The sequence below is a fragment of the Pseudomonas sp. 3A(2025) genome, from assembly GCF_054589175.1.
Genome location: NZ_BAAILM010000101.1, coordinates 1 through 22572, shown reverse-complemented (window position 1 = coordinate 22572; position 22572 = coordinate 1). Strand labels below are relative to the sequence as shown.

The following is a 22572-nucleotide window of genomic DNA, read 5'->3' as shown; positions in this document are numbered from 1 at the left end:
TTTTCACCTACGGCTTTTCATCTTATTCAGGAGCGCAACCATGAGCACAGCGTTTGCCGAAAGCCCGATCAAGGCCCACGACGAAGACAAGGATTACCGGTTCGAGGACAACCCGATCCTGGCCCGGCAAAAACAGCAGGAGTCCAACGCGCGCAGTTACCCGCGCCGGATTCCGCTGGCGCTCAAGCGTGCCCGTGGCATCTATGTCGAGGACGTCGAAGGCCGGGTGTTCATCGACTGCCTGGCCGGCGCCGGCACCGTGGCGCTGGGGCATAACCACCCGGTGGTCACCGATGCGATTCGCCAGGTGCTCGACGATGAACTGCCGCTGCACACCCTGGACCTGAGCACGCCGGTCAAGGACCGCTTCGTCCAGGACCTGTTTGCCGTACTGCCGCCGGAATTCGCGACCAAGGCCAGGATTCAGTTCACCGGCCCGACCGGCACCGATGCGGTAGAGGCGGCGCTGAAACTGGTGCGCATCGCCACCGGCCGCAGCACGGTCATCGCCTTTCATGGCGGCTACCACGGCATGAGCCAGGGCGCGCTGAGCCTGATGGGCAACCTCAAGGCCAAGACCCCGCTGGGTGCGCTGCTCAGCACCGGTGTGCAATTCATGCCATTCCCCTACGACTATCGCTGCCCGTTCGGTCAGGGTGGCGAGGCGGGCGTGAAGACCAACCTGCATTACCTGGAAAATCTGCTCAGCGACCCGGAAAGCGGCGTGCAGCCGCCGGCGGCGATCATCGTCGAAGCGGTGCAGGGCGAAGCCGGGGTGATTCCGGCGGCCAACACCTGGCTGCGCGGCTTGCGCGAGATCACCGCGCGGCACCACATTCCGCTGATCATCGACGAGATCCAGACCGGTTTCGGCCGCACCGGCAAGCTGTTCGCCTTCGAGCACGCCGGCATCGTCCCGGACGTGGTGGTGATGTCCAAGGCCATCGGCGGCAGCCTGCCGCTGGCCGTCATGGTCTACCAGGACTGGCTCGACAGCTGGCAGCCAGGCGCGCACGCCGGCACCTTCCGCGGCAATCAGATGGCCATGGCCGCAGGTTCGGCGGTGATTCGTTACATCGAAGAACACAACCTCGTCAGCCACGCTGCCGAAGTGGGGCAGCGCCTGCGCAACCATTTGCTTGCGCTGCAAAAGCAGGTGCCGCAACTGGGCGACGTGCGCGGCCTGGGCTTGATGCTCGGCGTCGAAGTGGTCGACCCGCACGGCCAGCCCGACGCCCAGGGCCACCCACCGACCGACGGCGCGCTGGCCGGGCGCATTCAGCGCGAGTGCCTCAAGCGCGGGTTGATTCTGGAACTGGGCGGCCGCCACAGCAGCGTGGTGCGCTTCCTGCCGCCGCTGATCATCACCGCCGAGCAGGTCGATGAAGTGGCGCGGATTTTTGCCAAGGCCGTGCACGCGGCAGTGGCGTCCGCTTAATTTTTTTCCGTATCACTCGTTTAACTCTTAGAGCCGGCCCGGCGCCGCTCGCGACCTTCAGACTTACTACGGAGCAACACCATGACCTCAGTATTCGACCGCGAAGACATCCTGTTCCAGGTCGTCGTCAACCATGAAGAGCAATACTCCATCTGGCCCGACTACAAGGAAGTTCCGAAAGGCTGGCGCACCGTTGGCAAGAGCGGCTTCAAGAAAGAGTGCCTGGCCTACATCGAAGAAGTCTGGACCGACATGCGCCCCTTGAGCCTGCGCAAGCACATGGAAGAACAGGCGCGCCTGAAACAGGAAGGCCAAGCCGTTCATTGAGGTCTGCGCCATGACACACGTGCAACTCTTCTGCCTGCCGTATTCTGGCGCCAGCGCCATGGTCTATAGCCGCTGGCGGCGCAAGCTGCCCGAGTGGCTGAGCGTGCAGCCAGTCGAGCTGCCCGGCCGCGGCGCACGCCTCGGCGAGCCGTTGCAGACCGACATGCAGGCCCTGGCCCGGCAACTGGTCAAGGAAATCATCCCGCGCATCAACGGTCCCTACGCCCTGTTCGGGCATAGCCTGGGCGCGCTGCTGGCCTTTGAAATGGCCCACGCCCTGCGCGAGTTCGGCGCCCCGCCACCGGTGTCGCTGTTCGCCTCCGGCACCGCCGCACCCTCGCAGCGCGACGACTACGCCAAAGGCTTCGCCGACCCGAAGACCGACGACGAACTCAAGACCGAGCTGCGCGACCTGAACGGCACCCCGCAAGAGGTGCTGGATAACCAGGAACTGATGGACCTGACCCTGCCGGTCCTGCGCGCCGACTTTCGCCTGTGCGGCCTCTACGCGTACCGCAGCAGGCCGCGCTTGAACTGCCCGGTGCATGTATTGGGCGGCAAGGAAGACAAGGCCACCCAGGAGCAATTGATCGCCTGGCAGGTCGAAAGCGCCGCCAACTTCTCGCTGGAAATGCTGCCGGGCAAGCATTTCTTCATTCACGAGCAGGAAGCCAAGGTGCTGCGCATTCTCAGGAATTGTCTTGAGGTGGATGTGCGCAGGTCTTCACGGCTTGCGTGTGCGTGATGGCTGTTCGCGGCTAAAGCCGCTCCTACGGTCGCGCGCACTCGTAGGAGCGGTTTTAACCGCGAAAGGCCTTAATCCAGAACCCGCCCCAACCGCCAATAGCCCATAAACGTCAACGCCCGCCGATCCAGCCCCATCTCGCCAACAAAATGCCGACGAATCGCCATGACCGCTGCCGATTCCCCCGCCACCCACGCGTAAAACTCGCTGTCCGACGGCCTGGCCAGATCCCACAGAATCTGTGTGTCGATATCCACTTCCTGGATCTTCTGCGGTGCCTTGGCCCGTGCCGCTGACTCCGGCAAGGTCGCCAGCTCCAACGCCGCCTTGCGCATGCCTTCGCCATGCTCAAGCTGCTGTTCATCACGCACCAGCCAGTTGACCTGGGCATTGGCCGGCTGACGAATAGCCAATCGGTCACCGGCATACGGCACCTCGATAAACGCCTGCACCTGCGGCGGCTGCGGCCTGTCGGCCAGTTCCTCGATAATCCCGGCAATCGCCGGCAACGCCGTCTCGTCGCCAATCAGTAACACATGGCGAATGCCTGCCGGCGGCTGCCATTCATAACCGCCCGGATCGCCTGGGTAATCACGGTAGGGCGCAACCATCTGCAACCGGTCGCCTGCCTTGGCATGGGTGGCCCAGCGCGAGGCCGGCCCGGTTTCGCCATGCAGCACGAACTCGACATCGACCTCGGCCTGTTCGGTGCGCAAGGCGCGGATGGTGTAGGTGCGCATCGGCGGCTTGTTGGCCGCCTCCAGATTGCGCAGGGTCTGGTGCCAGTTGTCCTCCAGCAGCAATTGCGGAGGCTGGCCATCGGGGGTGGGGAACAGCAGCTTGACGCGCTGGTCCGGGGCGAGGGTTTGCATGTGCGCGACCTCGGGACCGGTGAAGACGAAGCGGGTCAGGGACGGGCTGATGTCGATGCGTTCTCTGAGTGCAATGTCGAAAATGCGGTAACTGGGCTTTTTCGCCGGGATGACTTTCTGTACGGCGCTGCGCAGGTTTTTGGAAAGGGTGGAGAGCATGGGGAGAGCCGCCTTTTACAAGGATGGATACCTGAATGACGAACCGTTGCCCACAGGGTTTAACCATGCGTCGATCTGTCGACGGGCGGCTAATTTTCCGGGCTGCGCACTCGTTCAGCCTGAAACAGAAATTGTTGTGCCTGTGTGTTGGTGATCCGCCTACCCATCATTGTTCGAGTGCCAGGCCCGTGGACGATCCGGCCGCCGGCATTCGCAAGCACCCGAGGTTTATTGCATGAGTGAAGTGCTGAGTTTCGATATCAAGCCGCTGCAAGCGCACAAGGGCAATCTGCCGCTGCTGATCCAGGCACCTGAGCCGGGCATCAGCCTGCAAGAGGCGTTTGCCGAGTTGAAACCGCTGGTGGACCGGCACCTGATCGAAAGTGGCGGCATCCTGTTTCGCGGTTTCGAGGTGGCGGGCAATGAAGCGTTCCGCGAGTTCGCCTCTTCGTTCGGCCATCCGCTGTTGAACTACGAGTTCGGTTCGACGCCGCGCAGCAATGTTGCCAAGGGGGTCTATACCTCCACCGAATACCCGGCGCACCAGAGCATTCCACTGCACAACGAGCAGGCCTATACCCTGGAGTGGCCGATGAAGATCTGGTTCTACAGTGTGATCCCGGCTGAAACCGGTGGCGAGACGCCGATTGCCGACAGCCGTGAAGTCTACCGGCGCATCCCGGTCGCGATTCGCGAGCGCTTTATCGAAAAACGCCTGATGTACGTGCGCAATTACGGTAACGGCCTGGACGTGGACTGGGACCAGGTGTTCAACACCGAGGATCCGGCGGTCGTCGAGGCCTACTGCCGCGCACACAATATCCAGTGCGAGTGGAAAGACGACGGCGAACTGCGCACCCGGCAGATCTGCCAGTCCGTAGCTCAGCATCCGGTGACCAAAGAGTGGGTCTGGTTCAACCAGGCGCACCTGTTCCACATCTCCAACCTGCAACCGGAAGTGCGCGAGAGCCTGCTGGACATCGTCGATGAGGAAGACCTGCCGCGTAACGTCTACTACGGCGACGGCAGCCCGATCGAAGACAGCCTGCTGGACGAGATTCGGGGCGTGCTGGACGAATGCACCATCAGTTTTCCCTGGCTCAAAAACGATGTGCTGATGCTCGACAACATGCTGGCGGCGCATGCGCGCTCGCCGTTTACCGGCAGCCGCAAGGTGGTCGTGGCGATGGCGCAGGGGTATTCCGAAGCGCTTCGCGGCTGACCTTCATACGTTTGGCAAAACCCTTGCGACCGGCCCTTGATGGGCCGGTTTGCATTTGCGCTGGCGGGCTAAATCAACCTCTTGCTGTTTCGTTCTAGTGGGATCGACCGGGCCAACTGGCCCCGCTTCCTATTCGACAAGGACGCATTGCATGAATGCCCAAGACGCTCTGAAACTCGCCCGCCGCTTTATCGAACTGCCTCAGGAAAAACGCCGTCTTTTCCTCGTCGGCTTGCAGCAGCAGGGGGTGGATTTTGCTCTTTTTCCAATCCCGAGCGAGGTGGCCAGCGAAGAGCGCGATGGACTGTCCTATGCCCAGCGGCGGATGTGGTTTTTGTGGCAACTCGATCCGCAGGGCGCCGCCTACAACCTGCCCATGGCCGTGCGCCTGAATGGCGAACTGGATCAGGCTGCCTTGCACAGCGCCTTCGATGGCCTGGTCGCGCGTCACGAGACGTTGCGCTGCGTGTTCAGTGAGCAGGATGGCCAAGTCAGCCAGCGGATTGTCGAACCGTTTGCGGTGACCATCGTCAGCCATGACCTGACCGGGCTGGATGCCGACAAGCGTGAGGAGCAGGTTCGCGCATTGGCCGACGCCGAAGCATTGGCGCCTTTCGATCTGGCCCAGGGGCCGCTGCTGCGCGTGCAGTTGCTGAAGCTGGCCGGGCAGGAGCATGTGCTGCTGCTGACCCTGCATCACATCGTTGCCGACGGCTGGTCCTATAACGTCCTGATCGACGAGTTCATCCGCCTCTACGACGCCGCCAGCAGCGGCAGTGAAGCGGCGTTGCAGCCGCTGCCGATTCAGTACCGCGACTATGCCCTGTGGCAGCGCAGCTGGCTGGAAGCCGGTGAGCAGGAGCGTCAACTGGACTACTGGCGCACCAAGCTGGGCGACGAGCATGCGCCGCTGGAGTTGCCCCTCGATCACGCTCGCCCGCTGACGCCGAGCTATCGCGGTGCGCGTCATGAGTTTCAGGTCGATCCGGCGCTTGCCGAGCGCCTGCGCGGTCTGGCCCGCGAGCAGGGCGTCACGCTGTTCATGGTGCTGCTGGCGGCGTTCAAGGTGCTGCTGCATCGCTACAGCGGCCAGCAGGCGATTCGTGTCGGCGTGCCGGTGGCCAACCGTAATCGCGCTGAGGTTGAAGGGCTGATTGGCTGCTTTATCAACACCCAGGTGCTGCATACCGAGATCGATCCGCTGATCGATGTGCGCGAGTTGCTGCAACGGGTCAAGGAGACGGCGCTGGGTGCGCAAGGGCATCAGGAGTTGCCGTTCGAGCGTCTGGTCGAGGTGTTCGAGCCGCAGCGCAGCCTGGGCCGCAATCCGTTGTTCCAGGTGCTGTTCAATCACCAGCCGACCGTGGTCGATGCCGGGCAGATCACCACCCGCTCCGGGCTGGCGCTGGAAAAAGTCGCACTGGACAAACACAGCGCGCGCTTCGATCTGTCGCTGGACACCTACGAAAGCGCCGGCCGGCTGCAGGCGGTCTTCACTTACGCGCTGGACGTGTTCGAGGCCTCGACTGTCGCCACCTTGCAGCAACACTGGCTGCAATTGCTCGAAGGCCTGGCCGCCAGATCGGCCCATGCAGTCGGTGAGTTGCCGCTGTCGTTGCCTGAGCGGTCGACAGCCACTGAGCAAGCCAGCGTCGACGGCGCAGGCCTGTGCATTCATCAACTGATCGAGCAGGCCGCCAAGGCCGATCCACATCGCGTAGCGGCGGTCAGCGGCGAGCAGCAGATCGATTACCTGACGCTGACCGAGCGGGCCAATGCATTCGCTCATGTGCTGCTCGAAAGTGGCGTACAGCCTGATCAACGGGTTGGCGTGATCGCTGATCGCTCCACTGACATGCTGGTGGGCATTCTGGCGGTACTGAAGGCCGGCGCTGCGTATCTGCCGCTGGAGCCTGATCAGCCACGTGAGCGTCTGGACTTCATGCTGGCCGACAGCGACGTGCGCCTGCTGTTGGCCAGAGCTGACTGGAACGGTGCGTTGCCTGAAGCGGTACAGCGGATCAATCTGGATCAGGCACAGCGTCGCAGCGACGCGCCTGCAGTCGCGGTTGCCGCGGATAACCTGGCCTATGTGATTTACACCTCCGGCACCACCGGCACGCCAAAGGGCGTGGCGATCAGTCATGCGGCGCTGGTGAACTATGTGCAAGGCGTGTCGCGCCGCTTGCCGCTGGATGACATCCAGAACCTGGCGATGGTCACCACCCCGGCGGCCGACCTGGGGCATACCGTGTTCTACGGCGCGCTGTGCGCCGGCAAGACCCTGCACATGCTCGACAAGCCCGCCGTGCTCGACGCCGATGCCTTCGCCGCCTACATGCACCAGCATGCCATCGACGCCTTGAAAATCGTCCCGTCACACTTGCAGGCCATGCTCGCGGCCGGCGCGACGGCCTTGCCACGCCGCTGCCTGATCGTCGGTGGCGAAAGCTGCTCGGCCGGCCTGCTGGCGCACATCGCGCAACTGGCGCCCGAACTGCGTGTGATCAACCACTACGGCCCGACGGAAACCACCGTCGGTGTCCTGACCCATGACATGGCTGGCCAGCCGGTGCTGGGCCGACCGCTGGACAATATCCGCGCCCAGGTATTGAGCGATTGCCTGCTCGCGGTGCCAGGTTCTGCGCGTGGCGAGCTGTTCATTGCCGGCGCTGGCCTGGCGCGGGGTTATCTGGGTCAGGCGGCACTGACTGCCGAACGTTTCGTGCCGGATCCTGCCGGCTCCAATGGTTCGCGCATGTACCGCACCGGCGACTGGGTGCGCTGCAATGCCCAGGGTGAACTGGTGTTTGCCGGGCGCATGGACGGCCAGGTGAAGATTCGCGGCTATCGTGTGGAGCTGGCAGAAATCGAAAGCCGCCTGCGCCAATTGCCGGCGATCAGCAATGCCGTGGTGCGGGTCATTGGCGAGGACGCCAGCGCGCAACTGGCGGCCTGGCTGGTGCCGGCAACGCCTGTTTCGGGTGACGCCGCGCAACAGGCGTTTATCGACGCGATTCGTGCTGAGCTGAAACAGACCCTGCCCGAACACATGCAGCCGACCCATATGCTGGCGCTGGAGCAATTGCCGGTCACGGCCAACGGCAAGGTGGATGTAAAAGCGTTACCTGAGCCGATGGCGAATGTGGCCAGCTATGTGGCGCCGGTCACGGCGTTGCAGATTCAACTGGCCGAGATCTGGGCGCAGGTGCTGCAGGTCGAGCGGGTGGGGCTGACGGATAACTTCTTTGCACTGGGCGGGCATTCATTGCTGGCCACTCAGGTAGTGTCGCGGGCCAGGAAGCAACTGGACGTCGATATCCCGTTGCGTGCGCTGTTTGATACCCATGACCTGCAATCTTTCGCGGCATCGGTTCAGGGGCTTGGACGCTCCGATGACGCCGGTATCGAGCTGCTTGATCGCAGCACGCCGCTGGCGGTTTCCCATGCTCAGTACCGGCAGTGGCTGTTCTGGAAGCTCAATCCGCAAAGCACGGCTTACAACACGCCGCTGGCGGTCAGGCTGCAAGGCGCACTGGATTGGCGGGCCTTGCAGGCGGCTTTCGATGCGCTGGTGGCCAGGCATGAGTCGCTGCGCACGATTTTTGAAGAACAGGACGGTCAGCCATTGCAGCGGATTCTGCCGGCGGCGCCGGTTGTCATCCACTCTGAAGACCTGAGCGGGCAGGGCGCTGACGCGGTCACTCGTCGAATCGAAGAACAAGTCGCCAGCGTTTTCGATCTGGCCAGCGGGCCACTGATTCGCGTCACGGTATTCAAGACCGCAGACGACGAGCATCTGCTGACCTTGCTGATGCATCACGTCGTCTCCGATGGCTGGTCGATGAGCGTCATGGTCCGTGAGCTGGCCGCCAGTTATAACGCCCAGACCAGCGGTCAACCGCTGAGCCGGCCAGCCTTGCCGGTGCAATACGCCGATTACGCCGCCTGGCAACGCCAGCGTCTGGCCGACGGGCAATTGCAGACGCAGTTGACCTTCTGGAAAGCGCAGCTCGAAGATGATTTCTCGGTACTGCAACTGCCGGCCGATCACCCGCGCCCCCAGGAGCAAAGCTACCGGGGCGGGCGCATCGATATCCATCTGCCAGCCGGGCTGACGGATAAATTGCGTGCGCTTGCCGTGGGCGCCAATGCCACGTTATTCCATGTGTTTCTGTCGTCCTTTGCGATCCTGCTGTCGCGTTACAGCGGCAGCGAGAAGATCAATATCGGCATTCCGGTGACCAACCGCAATCGCCATGAACTGGAGGGGCTGATCGGCTTTTTCGTCAACACCCTCGTTGCCCGGGTGGCGGTCGATCCGGTGCAGACGTTCGATGCGCTGCTGGCGTCGGTCAAGGAGACCACGCTAGAGGCGCAGGCCAACAAGGATGTGCCGTTCGATGCGCTGGTCGAGGCGCTAAAGCCTGAGCGTACGCTGGGGTACAACCCGCTGTTTCAGGTGATGTACAACCATTTGCGCGATGTCGGCGATCAGGTTTCCAGCGACAGCCTGCAGGGGCTTCACGCGGAAGAAGTCGACCTGTCCGAAAGCAATGCGCAGTTTGACCTAGTGCTGGATACGATGGAGCGTACCGATGGGTTGATGGCCTCGTTCAACTACGCCTGCGATCTGTTTACCCCTGCACGCATCAGTCGCCTGGCAGGGCATTGGGTTAACCTGTTAGAGGCGCTTGTCCGCACCCCTCGGCACAGCATCTTCGAGCTGCCGTTGCTGGACCGTGAGCAATACCGGCAGATCACCGATGACTGGGCTCATGCACAACAGCGTTATCCGAACGATCAATGCGTCCATCACCTTATCGAAGCCCAGGCGCGCCAGGCGCCAGACGCCATCGCCCTGGTTTGTGATGATCAGGCACTGAGTTATCAGGCCTTGAACCTGCGTGCCAACCGTCTGGCGCACAGGCTGCGAGCGCTGGGCGTGGGCCCGGACACTCGGGTCGGCATTGCGCTTGAGCGTGGCCCGGACATGGTGGTGAGCGTGTTGGCCGTCTTCAAGGCCGGTGGTGCCTATGTGCCTCTGGACATTGAATACCCGCAAGAACGTCTTGCTTACATGCTGCAAGACAGCGGTGCAGGCTTGCTGTTGACGCAAGCGCACCTGCTTGAGCGCTTGCCGGTGGCTGAACCGTTGCAGACGCTGATCGTCGAGCCGTCTGCACACTGGCTGGAGGATTACAGCGAGGCAAACCCGGACAGCCATGTTCATCCGCAAAACCTGGCTTATGTGATCTATACCTCGGGTTCGACGGGCTTGCCCAAAGGGGTGACTGTGGCGCATGGCGCGTTGGCCATGCATTGTCTGGCAGCGGCCGAGACGTACTCGATCAGCCAGCGCGACTGCGTGCTGCAATTTGCATCCGTCAGTTTCGATGCGGCGGCCGAACAGATTTTCATGCCGCTGGTTCAAGGCGCGCGTGTCGTGCTGGGTGATTTTGCCCGCGGCTCACTGGAGCAACTGGCTGCGCAGATCCGGCGACAGGGTGTTTCCGTTCTCGACTTGCCGCCTGGCTATGCCAGCCAATTGCGTGAAAGCATCACCCAGGACGATGCACTCAGCGTGCGGGCTTGCATTCTGGGGGGGGAGGCGTGGGACCTGCGTCTGGCTGATGGAACAGGAGGTCTTCAGGCTCGGCAATGGTTCAACGCCTATGGTCCGACCGAGGCGGTCGTATCGCCGCTGATCTGGCCGGTCGATCAGGCCTATGCAGGTACATCGGGCCATGCCCCTATCGGCAGACCGGTAGGCGAGCGGCGGGTCTACGTGCTGGGGAATGCGCTGGAGGTGGTTGCTCCGGGTAGTTATGGCGAATTGCTTATTGGTGGTCAGGGCCTTGCCCGTGGCTACCACGCCCGCCCGGCCCTGACGGCCGAACGCTTCATTCCCGACCCGTTCGATGAGCAAGGCGGCGGGCGTCTGTACCGCAGCGGTGACTTGGCGCGTTACTTCGATGACGGTGTGATCGAATACGCCGGTCGCGTCGACCATCAGGTGAAAATTCGCGGTTTCCGTATCGAGCTGGGTGAAATCGAAGCGCGCTTGCAGGAGCAGAGCGTCGTACGCGATGCCGTGGTACTGGCGCACGAGGGGCCGAACGGTCACCAACTGGTGGCGTATGTCGTGCCCGCCCGGACTGTTGAAGGCGCCGAGTCTTCTGCCGCGCTGCGCGAGACCTTGCGTGGCGCGCTCAAGGGCAGCCTGCCCGATTACATGGTGCCAGCGCATCTGGTGTTCATCGACCAGTTGCCGCTGACGCCCAACGGCAAGCTGGACCGTAAGGCGTTGCCGGCACCGGAAGGCAACCTGCAGCAGCACTATGTGGCGCCGCAGAGCGCGCTGGAGCAGCAGATCGCCGGTATCTGGCAGGATGTTCTGAAGCTTGCCCAGGTCGGCCTGACCGACAACTTCTTCGAGCTGGGCGGCGATTCGATCATTTCCCTGCAAGTGGTCAGCCGCGCACGCCAGGCCGGTATTCAGTTCACGCCCAAGGACCTGTTCCAGCACCAGACGGTGCAGGCTCTGGCTCAGGTGGCGCGGCGTGCCGAAGGGCTGGTCATCGACCAGGGCCCGGTGACCGGCCGTTCGCCGCTGACCCCGATCCAGCAATGGTTCTTCGCCGAACCCATCACGCAGCGCCAGCACTGGAACCAGTCGGTGCTTCTGGCGCCGGTTCAGGCGCTGGACGCCACTCATCTGTGCGGTGCCTTGCAAGTGTTGGTGCAACACCACGATGCCTTGCGCCTGCGCTTCGAACAGCAGCAAGGCGCCTGGCAGGCGGACTATCAGGGCTCCGCGTCAGACTCACTGTTGTGGACCCGTCAGGTTGCCGATGTGCAGGCACTGGAAGCGCTGGGCAATGAGGCGCAACGCAGCCTGAATCTGGAACAAGGTCCGCTGCTGCGTGCGGTGCTGGCCGAACTGGCAGATGGTAGCCAGCGTCTGCTGCTGGTTGTCCATCACCTGGTGGTCGATGGCGTGTCGTGGCGGGTGCTGCTGGAAGATTTGCAGATGATCTACAGCCAGTTGCAGGCAGGCAATGCGGTGCGGTTACCGGCCAAGACCAGCTCGTTCAAGGCTTGGGCGACTCATTTGCAGGACTATGCCGTCAGCCCGGCCTGCGAGGCCGAACTGGGCTACTGGCATGAACAGCTAAACGGAAGCAGCGATGCCTTGCCTTGTGACCATCCGCAGGGCGGTCGCCAGCGCAAGCATGCCGCCTACGCCAATACCCGTCTGGACCGCGAGTTGACCTCGAAGCTGTTGCAGCAAGCGCCAGCGGCCTATCGCACGCAGATCAACGATTTGCTGCTGACTGCACTGGCGCGGGTGATCTGCCGCTGGAGCGGCCAGGCGCAGGCGCTAATTCGCTTGGAAGGCCATGGCCGCGAGGACCTGTTCGACGACCTCGACCTGACCCGCACCGTGGGCTGGTTCACCAGCATGTACCCGGTGAAACTGAGCCCGCAGCCTGAGCTGGGTGCGTCGATCAAGCAGATCAAGGAACAGCTGCGCGCGATCCCCAACAAGGGCATCGGCTACGGTTTGCTGCGTTATCTGGGCAATGCAGAGGCCCGCCACAGCCTGAGCCAGTTGGCTCAAGGTGAAATCGTCTTCAACTATCTGGGTCAGTTCGACGGCGGTTTCGACAGCGATACCAGCCTGTTCATCCCGGCCAAGGAGCATGGCGGGCTGGAGCAAAGCCCTGATGCGCCACTGGACAGCCTGCTGAGCCTCAACGGTCAGGTCTATGACGGTGAGCTGAGCCTGGACTGGACCTACAGCCGCGAGGTGTTCGATGCACAGACCATCGAGCAACTGGCACACGCTTACGGCGAAGAACTCAAGGCACTGATCGCCCATTGCTGCGACCCGCGTCATCGCGGCGTGACGCCGTCGGACTTCCCGCTGGCCGCGTTGACTCAGGCGCAGCTCGACAGCTTGCCGATGGCTGCCGAACAGATTGCCGACCTTTACCCGTTGTCGCCGATGCAGCAGGGCATGCTGTTCCATAGCTTGTACGAGCAGGAGGCGGGCGATTACATCAACCAGATGCGCGTCGACGTTGAAGGGCTGGAGGTCGAGAAATTCCGTCAGGCCTGGCAACACACCGTCGATGCTCATGACAGCCTGCGCAGCGCGATGGTCTTGCAGGGCGATCTTGAGCATCCGGTCCAGGTGGTCTACAAACAGGTGCAACTGCCGTTTGCCAGCCATGACCTGAGTGCTCAAGTCGATTTAGAGACGAAGCTGGACAGGTTGGCCACCGAGGAGCGCCAGCAGGGCTTCGAACTGACCCATGCGCCGCTGTTGCGTCTGGTGGTGGTGCGTACCGGCGAGCGTCGACATCACCTGATCTACACCAACCACCATATCCTGATGGATGGGTGGAGCAACTCGCGACTGCTGGGCGAGGTGCTGCAACGCTACACCGGTCAACCCGTGGCGCTGCCTGCAGGGCGCTATCGCGATTACATTGCCTGGTTGCAGCGTCAGGACGCGACAGCCAGCGAGACATTCTGGAAAGCGCGGCTGGCTGAGCTGGAGGGGCCAGTGCAACTGGTTGCGGCCACCCGCAGCCTGACGGTTGGCGAGTCGGGGTATGGCGACCATTATCAGGATTTTGGCGCTGCATCGACCCAGAAGCTGAAAGCCTTTGCCCAGCAGCACAAGGTGACGGTCAATACGCTGGTGCAATCGGCCTGGTTGCTGTTGCTGCAACGCTATACCGGGCATGCGGGCGTGTGCTTCGGTGCAACTGTCGCCGGGCGTCCGGCTGAACTGGCCGGCGTCGAAGATCAGATCGGTTTGTTCATCAACACCCTGCCGGTCATCGCCAGTCCGCGAGCCGAGCAACCGGTACGTGACTGGATCGCTCAGGTCCAGGCGCAGAACCTGCAGTTGCGCGAGTACGAGCACACGCCGCTGTACGATGTTCAGCGCTGGGCCGGTTGGGGCACTGACGGGCTGTTCGACAACATTCTGGTGTTCGAAAACTATCCGGTGGCACAGGCCCTGCAACAAGGCTCACCGGCGGGATTGTCGTTCAGTTCGACGGCCAGCCTGGAGCAGACCAACTACCCATTGACCCTGACCGTCAGCCTGGAAGACGCGCTGGCTGTTCACTACAGCTATGATCGCCAGCACTTCGACGCGCAAGCGGTCGCGCAAGTGGCCGCCCACTTCGGCACATTGCTTCAGGCACTGATCGTCAATGCCGAGACGCCCATCGGTGAACTTTCGATCCACCGCCACGACACGCAACGCCAGTTGGTCGATCAGTGGAGCCGCAAGCAGTCCGTTTACCCGAGCGAGCGCTGTATCCACCAGTTGATCGAGGAGCAGGTCGAACGCACGCCGGATGACACCGCGTTGTTGTTCGGTGATCAGCAACTGAGCTACCGCGAGCTCAATCGCCGGGCCAATCGTCTGGCGCACCGCTTGATCGAGCTGGGCGTAGGCCCGGATGTGCCGGTCGGTGTTGCCGTTGAGCGTGGCCTGGAGATGGTCGTGGGCCTGTTGGGCATTCTCAAGGCCGGTGGCGCCTATGTGCCGCTGGACCCTGAATATCCCCGTGATCGCCTGGCTTACATGCTGGAGAACAGTGGTGCCCGTCTATTGCTGACGCAAGCGCAGTTCAGGGACCGGTTGCCTGTGCCTGACGGTATCGAAAGCCTGGAAATGGAGGCCTCCGGGCACTGGCTGGCCGAGTACAGCGAGGCCAATCCGCACAACCGCACCGCGCAGCAGAACCTTGCCTATGTGATGTACACCTCTGGTTCTACGGGGCGGCCCAAAGGTGTCGGCATTCAGCATGGCTCCTTGACGCGGCATGCCTGGGTGTCGATCGACTTCTTCAACCTGACACCGCAGGACCGCATTCTGCAGTTTGCGACCTTCAACTTCGACGGGTTCGTCGAGCAGTTGTACCCGGCGCTGATTTGCGGTGCTTCTGTGGTGATTCGTGGCAAGGAGGTCTGGGACAGCGACACGTTCTATCAGGTGCTGATCGACAAGGACATCAGCGTGGTCGACTTGACCACTGCCTACTGGTTCATGCTGGCCAAGGACTTCCAGAGCAAGAAGGGCCGTGATTATGGCCGGCTTCGTCAGGTTCATTCCGGCGGTGAAGCCATGCCGCCAGAAGGCATTGCTGCGTGGAAAAAAGCCGGTCTTGAGTCTGTTCGCCTGCTCAATACCTACGGTCCGACCGAGGCGACGGTCACGGTCACCGCCCACGATTGCCAGGCGTACCTGGATGGCAGCGAGTCGCTGCCGACTCTGGTGCCCATCGGCCATGTGCTGGACGGGCGCTCAATTTACGTGCTGGACACGGTGGGTGACATCGTGACCCAGGCGGCGATTGGAGAGCTGGTGATCGGTGGCGACCTGCTTGCCCGTGGCTACCACGCCCGCCCGGCCCTGACGGCCGAGCGCTTCATTCCCGACCCGTTCGACGAACAGGGCGGCGGGCGTCTGTACCGCAGCGGTGACCTGGCGCGTTACTTCGATGACGGTGTGATCGAATACGCCGGTCGCGTCGACCATCAGGTGAAGATCCGCGGTTTCCGTATCGAGCTGGGTGAAGTCGAAGCGCGTTTGCAGGAGCAGAGCGTCGTACGCGATGCCGTGGTACTGGCGCATGAGGGACCGAACGGTCACCAGTTGGTGGCGTATGTCGTGCCTACCGGGACGTTTGAAGATGCCGAGTCTTCTTCCGCACTGCGCGAGACCTTGCGCGGCGCGCTCAAGGACAGCCTGCCGGACTACATGGTGCCAGCGCACCTGATGTTCCTCGACCAGTTGCCGCTGACGCCCAACGGCAAGCTGGACCGCAAGGCGCTGCCGGCACCGGAAGGTAACCTGCAGCAGCACTATGTGGCGCCGCAGAGCGCGCTGGAGCAGCAGATCGCCGGTATCTGGCAGGACGTTCTGAAGCTTGATCGGGTTGGCCTGACCGATAACTTTTTCGAGCTGGGCGGCGATTCGATCATTTCGCTGCAAGTGGTCAGCCGCGCACGCCAGGCCGGTATTCAGTTCACGCCCAAGGACCTGTTCCAGCACCAGACGGTGCAGGCGCTGGCCCAGGTGGCACGGCGTGCCGAAGGGCTGGTCATCGACCAGGGGCCGGTGACCGGCCGTTCACCGCTGACACCGATCCAGCAATGGTTTTTCGCCGAGCCCATCACGCAGCGCCAGCACTGGAACCAGTCGGTGCTTCTGGCGCCGGTTCAGGCGCTGGACGCCACTCATCTGCACGGCGCCTTGCAGGTGTTGGTGCAACACCACGATGCCTTACGCCTGCGCTTCGAACAGCAGCAAGGCGCCTGGCAGGCTGACTATCAGGACGCCGCTTCAGACTCACTGTTGTGGACCCGTCAGGTTGCCGATGTTCAGGCACTGGAAGCGCTGGGCAATGAGGCGCAACGCAGCCTGAACCTGGAGCAAGGTCCGCTGCTGCGCGCAGTGCTGGCCGAACTGACGGATGGCAGCCAGCGTCTGCTGCTGGTTGTCCATCACCTGGTGGTGGATGGCGTGTCGTGGCGGGTACTGCTCGAAGACCTGCAACAGGCCTATCGTGCGCAGGTCGACGGTCAGAAAGCGGCACTGCCGACCAAAACCAGCTCGTTCAAGGCCTGGGCGACTCATTTGCAGGACTATGCCGTCAGCCCGGCCTGCGAGGCCGAACTGGGCTACTGGCATGAACAGCTGAAAGACAGCAGCGATGCCTTGCCTTGTGACTATCCGCAGGGCGGTCGTCAGCGCAAGCATGCTGCCTACGCCAACACCCGTCTGGACCGCGAGTTGACCTCGAAGCTGTTGCAGCAAGCGCCTGCGGCCTATCGCACGCAGATCAACGATCTTTTGCTGACCGCACTGGCGCGGGTGATCTGCCGCTGGAGCGGCCAGGCGCAAGCGTTGATCCGCCTGGAAGGCCATGGCCGCGAAGACCTGTTCGACGACCTCGACCTGACCCGCACCGTGGGCTGGTTCACCAGCATGTACCCGGTGAAACTGAGCCCGCAGCCTGAGCTGGGTGCGTCGATCAAGCAGATCAAGGAACAACTGCGCGCAATCCCCAACAAGGGCATCGGCTACGGCCTGTTGCGTTATCTGGGCAATGACCAGGCCCGCCAGAGCCTGAGCCAGTTGGCGCAAGGTGAAATCGTCTTCAACTATCTGGGTCAGTTCGACGGCGGTTTCGACAGCGAGACCCGCCTGTTCATCCCGGCCAAAGAGCATGGCGGGCTGGAGCAAAGCCCTGAGGCGCCGCTGGACAGCCTGCTGAGCCTGAACGGTCAGGTGTATGACGGTGAGCTGAGCCTGGACTGGACTTATAGCCGCGAGGTGTTCGACGCGCAGACCATCGAGCAACTGGCGCAGGCTTATGGCGAAGAACTCAAGGCGCTGATTGCCCATTGCGGCGACCCGCGCCATCGCGGCGTGACGCCGTCGGACTTCCCGCTGGCCGCACTGACCCAGGCGCAGCTCGACAGCTTGCCGATTGCCGCCGAACAGATAGCCGACCTGTACCCGCTGTCGCCGATGCAGCAGGGCATGCTGTTTCACAGCCTGTACGAGCAGGAAGCGGGCGACTACATCAACCAGATGCGCGTTGATGTCGAGGGGCTTGAGGTCGAGAAATTCCGTCAGGCCTGGCAGGCCACCGTCGACAATCAGGACGTATTGCGCGCCAATTTCATCACCAGCCTGGCGGTACCTCTGCAAGCCATCGCCCGGCAAATGCAGGTGCCGTTCGTGATCGAGGACTGGCGCACCCGCAGCGACCTTGTACAGGCGCTTGACGATCTGGCGCGCAAAGAGCTGCAGCAAGGTTTTGATTTGCTCAACGATCCGCTGCTGCGCCTGACGCTGATTCGCGTGGGTGACAAACGTCATCATCTGATCTTTACCAGTCACCACATCCTGATGGATGGCTGGAGTAACGCCCAACTGCTCGGTGAGGTCCTGCAACGCTACACCGACCAGCCGGTGCCACAGGTGGCGGGCGGCTATCGCGACTACATTGCCTGGCTGCAACAGCAGGATCCCGCCGTCAGTGAGACATTCTGGAAACAGCAACTGAGCGAGCTGGCCGGCCCGACCCGTCTTGCGCGAGCGGTTACTCCGGGGGCTGGCGAGCAGGCTTCGGGGCGCGGTGAATACACCTGCCAGCTCGATGCCCGATTCACCCAGAACCTGGGCGATTTTGCCCGGCAATTGCGCGTCACCACCAATACCTTGGTGCAGGCCACTTGGTTACTGCTATTGCAGCGTTACACCGGGCAGGAATGTGTCACGTTCGGCGCCACCGTCGCCGGACGCCCGACCGAACTTGTCGGTGTCGAGCAGCAACTGGGTCTGTTCATCAATACCTTGTCGGTTATCGCCAGTCCGCGGCCCGATCAACGCCTGGCCGATTGGGTCGAGCAACTTCAGGCGCAGAACCTGCAATTGCGCGAGCAGGAGCACACGCCGCTGTACGAAATCCAGCGTTGGGCCGGCTGGAGTGGCGAGGACTTGTTCGACACGCTGCTGGTCTTCGAGAACTACCCGGTGGCCGAGGCCTTGCAGCAAGCCACCCCGCAAGGCTTGCTGTTCTCGGGTGTGCATAACCATGAACAGACCAACTACCCGCTGAGCCTGGGCATTGTTCTGGATGACAGCCTATCGATCCACTACAGCTATGACCGGCACTTCTTCAGCGACCAGAGTGTGCGCCAGATTGCCGACCACTTTGCTCATCTGCTGCAAGCGGTGCTGGGCCATGCGGATCTGCCGCTGGGGCAACTGCCTTTGCTTGATGAGGGCGAAAGCCGCCAGGTCATTGAAGACTGGAGCCAGCTCGACAGGCATTACCCGCAAGGCAAATGCATCCATCAGTTGATTCAGGAACAGGCCGACAAGGCACCGCAGGCGGTGGCGGTGATGTGCGGCGAACGGCAGCTCAGTTACCGCGAGCTGGTGCAGCGCGCCAATCAACTGGCTCATAAGCTACGTGAAGCAGGTGTCGGACCTGAAGTACGGGTTGCAGTCGCTCTGGGGCGTTCGGTCGACATCATCGTGACCTTCCTGGCCGTGCTCAAGGCCGGCGGCGTTTACGTCCCCCTGGACATGGCTTATCCGCAGGACCGCTTGCTGTACATGATCAAGGATTGTGAGGCCGCGCTGGTGCTGACCCAGAGCGACTTGCTGGCGCGTCTGCAACTGGCAGACGGTCTGCAAGCCCTGGCGGTGGATCGGCCGGAACAATGGGCGGGCTATCCACTGACTACGCCGGATGTCGCCCTGTCGGCAGACAACCTCGCCTACGTGATCTACACCTCCGGTTCCACCGGCCAGCCCAAGGGCGTTGCGGTGACTCACGGGCAGATCGTCATGCACTGCCTGGCCATTGGCGAACGCTATGAAATGACCCCGAACGACTGTGAGTTGCAGTTCATGTCGCTGGCGTTCGACGGTGCCCATGAGCGCTGGTTGACCACGCTGAGCCATGGCGCGCGCTTGCTGTTGCGTGGCGACGACATGTGGACCCCGGAAGAGGTTTATGAGGTCTTGCACCGTTTCGAGGTGAGCGTTACCGCGCTGCCGCCGGCCTACCTGCAACAACTGGCCGAATACGCCGCCACCGCCGGTAACCCGCCTGCTGTGCGCGTGTATTGCTTCGGCGGCGATGCGGTGCCTCAGGCCGCCTATGAGCTGGTCTGGAAAACCCTGCGTCCACAGCGCATTTTCAACGGCTACGGGCCGACCGAAACCGTAGTGACACCACTGCTGTGGACGGCCCGCGCCTCTGATGACTGCGGGGCGGCTTATGCGCCGATCGGAACATTGGTCGGGCAGCGCCGTGCGTATGTGCTGGGTGCTGACCTGGACCTGTTGCCGGTCGGGATTGCCGGTGAGCTGTACCTGGGCGGTACGGGTGTTGCGCGGGGTTATCTGGGCCGGCCAGCGATGACCGCTGAGCGCTTCGTCCCCGATCCGTTGGGGGCTGACGGTGGGCGCGTCTACCGCAGTGGTGACCTGACCCGTGCCCGTACGGATGGTTTGATGGATTATCTGGGCCGTATTGACCATCAGGTGAAGGTGCGCGGTTTCCGTATCGAGCTGGGCGAGATCGAGGCTTGCCTGTTGCAGGACGATCAGGTCCGTGAGGCCGTGGTACTGGCCATCGACGGTGTCGGTGGTGCGCAACTGGTGGCCTATGTGGTGGCTGGCACAGCGGTAACGGACGAAGAGGCGGTGCGCACAGCCCTGAAGGCCGCGCTCAAGGCTCGTTTGCCGGATTACATGGTGCCGGCGCATATCGTGCTGCTGGAGCGCCTGCCGGTGACGCCTAACGGCAAGCTGGACCGCAAGGGCCTGCCCAAGCCTGATATCAGTCAGATGCAGCAAGCCTATGTGGCGCCGCAGAGCGAGGTGCAACAGCAGATGGCGGCCATCTGGGCCGAAGTGCTCAAGCTGGAGAGGGTTGGCCTGAACGACAGCTTCTTCGAGCTTGGCGGGCACTCGTTGCTGGCCACCCAGGTGATGCTGCGTGTGCGTGAGCAACTGGGTGTCTCGATGGCGCTGCGCGACCTGTTCGATCACCCGCAATTGAGTGATTTCTGCCAGCTCGCCGAGCAGAAAGATAACCAGGATGCGCCTTTACAGGATGAACTGGCTAAATCCCTGGAGGCCCTTAAACGTCTTACTGCAGAGGAAATTGACGAGCTGATTTCGTAGGAGATACATCAGTGCAAGAGCTACTCGACTCCGTAAAGTCGCTATCTGGTAAACAACGCAAGGCCCTGGCGGCCTTGCTTAAAAAACAGAAAGTGAATCTGTATGGGGTCACTCCCATCTTCAAGCGGGAGCCGGACGAGCAGCCCTTGCTCTCTTACGCCCAACAACGCCAGTGGCTCTTGTGGCAACTGGAGCCTGAAAGCTCGGCCTACAACATTGCAACGGCCCTGAGTTTCAACGGGATTCTGGACCTTGAGGCCTTGCAACACAGCTTTCAGGCACTGATTGCCCGGCATGAGACGTTGCGCACGACTTTTGAGATGGACGGTGAAAAGCCGATCCAGGTGATTCATCCCGATCTGCCTTTCAGTATCGATGTCGAAAGGCTTGAGTCTGCGGAGGATTCGCTTGTCCAGGCGCGGGTCGAGCAAGAAATGGCGCGTCCCTTCGATCTACTCAATGGACCGCTGCTGCGGGTAAGACTGCTGCAACGGTCCATCGAGGAGCATGTGTTGGTGCTGACGTTGCACCATATCGTCTCCGATGGCTGGTCGATGCCGATCATGGTCGATGAACTGGTGCAGTTGTACGTGGGGTACAGCCGCGGACAAGCGGCCAGTCTGCCGGACATGCCGATCCAGTACGCCGACTATGCGATCTGGCAGCGTCACTGGATGGAGGCCGGTGAACAGGAACGGCAACTGGCTTACTGGCAGGCTCAGCTGGGAGGCGAGCAACCGGTGCTGGAATTGCCGCTCGATCATTCGCGTCCTGTGGTCAGAAGCTATACAGGCGACAACCTGGGCATTGAGCTGCCAACTGATCTGGTTCGGGCGCTCAAGCAATTGGCTCAAGGTCAGGGCGTCACGCTGTTCATGCTGTTGCTGGCCTCGTTTCAGATGCTGCTGCAGCGTTATTCCGGGCAAAACGACATCCGCGTCGGTGTACCGATTGCCAACCGTACGCGGGTCGAGACCGAGCAACTGATCGGCTTCTTCGTCAATACCCAGGTGCTCAAGGCCGAGTTCGATCTGCACTTGAGCTTCAACGATCTGTTGCAGCAGGTCAGGCAGACGGTGCTCGATGCCCAGGCGCATCAGGATCTGCCATTCCAGCAACTGGTGGAGGCGCTGCATCCCGAGCGTAGCCTGAGTCATAACCCGCTGTTCCAGGTGATGTACAACCACCAGACTCAAGTCAAAGGCAAGGGCATTGCGCTGCCAGGGCTTGAGTTGCAACCGCTGGAGTACGACAACCACACGGCCCAGTTCGATTTGAGCCTGGACACCTTTGAATCCGAAACCGGGTTATGGGCCTCGCTGACCTTTGCGACAGAACTGTTTGATCGGCAGACCATCGAGCGGATGGGGCGGCACTGGGTCAATTTGCTGCAAGGTGTTGTGCGTCAACCACAGCAGCGGATTGTCGAGGTGCAATTGCTGGATACGGCTGAGTATCAGCAGATTGTGCATGACTGGAACCGCACTGAAGCCAGTTACCCGAGCGAGCTGTGTATTCATCAACTGATCGAGCAGCAGGTCGAGAGAACGCCTCAGGCACCGGCTTTGATGTTTGGCGAGCAGTCATTGAGCTACGCCGAGCTGAACCAGCAAGCCAATCGCCTGGCGAACAAGCTGCGCGAGCTGGGCGTAGGTCCGGACGTGCTGGTAGGCCTGGCGGTAGAGCGCAGCCTGGAGATGGTGGTCGGCCTGCTGGCCATCCTCAAGGCCGGTGGCGCCTATGTGCCGCTGGACCCTGAGTATCCGCAGGACCGCCTGGCGTACATGGTTGAAGACAGTGGCATCCGCTTGCTGCTGACGCAGGCGCATGTGCAAGGACAACTGCCGGTGTTGGAAGGCGGCGTGCAGACGGTGATCCTGGAGGCCGGTCCTGACTGGCTGGCGGATTACAGCGATGCCAACCCGGTCAACCTCACTCGACCTGAAAACCTGGCCTATGTGATCTATACCTCGGGCTCGACCGGCAAGCCCAAGGGTACGCTGTTGCCGCATCACAACGTTTTGCGCCTGTTCCAGGCCACCGATGAAAATTTCCACTTCA

At 62.0% G+C, this 22572-nt stretch carries 7 protein-coding genes; 6 read left to right on the top strand and 1 reads right to left on the bottom strand.

Annotation, left to right across the window (positions count from 1 at the left end; all coding sequences use genetic code 11):
• Positions 1 to 40: 40 nt before the first annotated feature.
• The 3 genes from ACYP2A_RS26060 (at position 41) to ACYP2A_RS26050 (ending at position 2510) form a co-directional block, all read left to right on the top strand.
• Positions 41 to 1438, top strand: coding sequence for a diaminobutyrate--2-oxoglutarate transaminase (locus ACYP2A_RS26060; protein ID WP_459748816.1), 1398 nt, complete (start codon positions 41 to 43; stop codon positions 1436 to 1438).
• A gap of 81 nt (positions 1439 to 1519) precedes the next feature.
• Positions 1520 to 1765, top strand: a complete 246-nt coding sequence (locus tag ACYP2A_RS26055; RefSeq protein WP_459748815.1) for an MbtH family protein — start codon at positions 1520 to 1522, stop codon at positions 1763 to 1765.
• Positions 1766 to 1775: 10 nt separating this feature from the next.
• On the top strand, positions 1776 to 2510 hold the full coding sequence (locus tag ACYP2A_RS26050) for a thioesterase II family protein (protein WP_459748814.1): 735 nt from the start codon (positions 1776 to 1778) through the stop codon (positions 2508 to 2510).
• Between the two features lie 71 nt (positions 2511 to 2581).
• On the opposite strand, the gene ACYP2A_RS26045 is transcribed toward ACYP2A_RS26050, so the two are convergent.
• Positions 2582 to 3541 carry a siderophore-interacting protein gene (locus tag ACYP2A_RS26045; protein WP_459748813.1) on the bottom strand — a complete coding sequence of 320 codons (960 nt, stop codon included), beginning with the start codon at positions 3539 to 3541 and terminating at the stop codon, positions 2582 to 2584.
• A 235-nt stretch (positions 3542 to 3776) separates the two neighbouring features.
• On the opposite strand from ACYP2A_RS26045, the gene ACYP2A_RS26040 reads away from it, so the two are divergent.
• The 3 genes from ACYP2A_RS26040 to ACYP2A_RS26030 form a co-directional block, all read left to right on the top strand.
• Positions 3777 to 4763 (top strand): TauD/TfdA family dioxygenase, encoded by a 987-nt coding sequence (locus ACYP2A_RS26040; protein WP_459748812.1) that lies wholly within the window; start codon positions 3777 to 3779, stop codon positions 4761 to 4763.
• Positions 4764 to 4914: 151 nt separating this feature from the next.
• Positions 4915 to 20511 carry a non-ribosomal peptide synthase/polyketide synthase gene (locus ACYP2A_RS26035; RefSeq protein WP_459748811.1) on the top strand — a complete coding sequence of 5199 codons (15597 nt, stop codon included), beginning with the start codon at positions 4915 to 4917 and terminating at the stop codon, positions 20509 to 20511.
• 11 nt (positions 20512 to 20522) lie between these two features.
• A partial coding sequence (locus tag ACYP2A_RS26030; protein ID WP_459748810.1) for a condensation domain-containing protein occupies positions 20523 to 22572 on the top strand: 2050 nt, incomplete at its 3' end.

Bases quoted from the DNA above. Each gene is read 5' to 3' on its own strand.
- ACYP2A_RS26060 (WP_459748816.1), top strand. From the start codon at position 41: ATGAGCACAGCGTTTGCCGAAAGCCCGATCAAGGCCCACGACGAAGAC.
- ACYP2A_RS26050 (WP_459748814.1), top strand. From the start codon at position 1,776: ATGACACACGTGCAACTCTTCTGCCTGCCGTATTCTGGCGCCAGCGCC.
- ACYP2A_RS26045 (WP_459748813.1), bottom strand. From the start codon at position 3,541: ATGCTCTCCACCCTTTCCAAAAACCTGCGCAGCGCCGTACAGAAAGTC.
- ACYP2A_RS26055 (WP_459748815.1), top strand. From the start codon at position 1,520: ATGACCTCAGTATTCGACCGCGAAGACATCCTGTTCCAGGTCGTCGTC.
- ACYP2A_RS26040 (WP_459748812.1), top strand. From the start codon at position 3,777: ATGAGTGAAGTGCTGAGTTTCGATATCAAGCCGCTGCAAGCGCACAAG.
- ACYP2A_RS26035 (WP_459748811.1), top strand. From the start codon at position 4,915: ATGAATGCCCAAGACGCTCTGAAACTCGCCCGCCGCTTTATCGAACTG.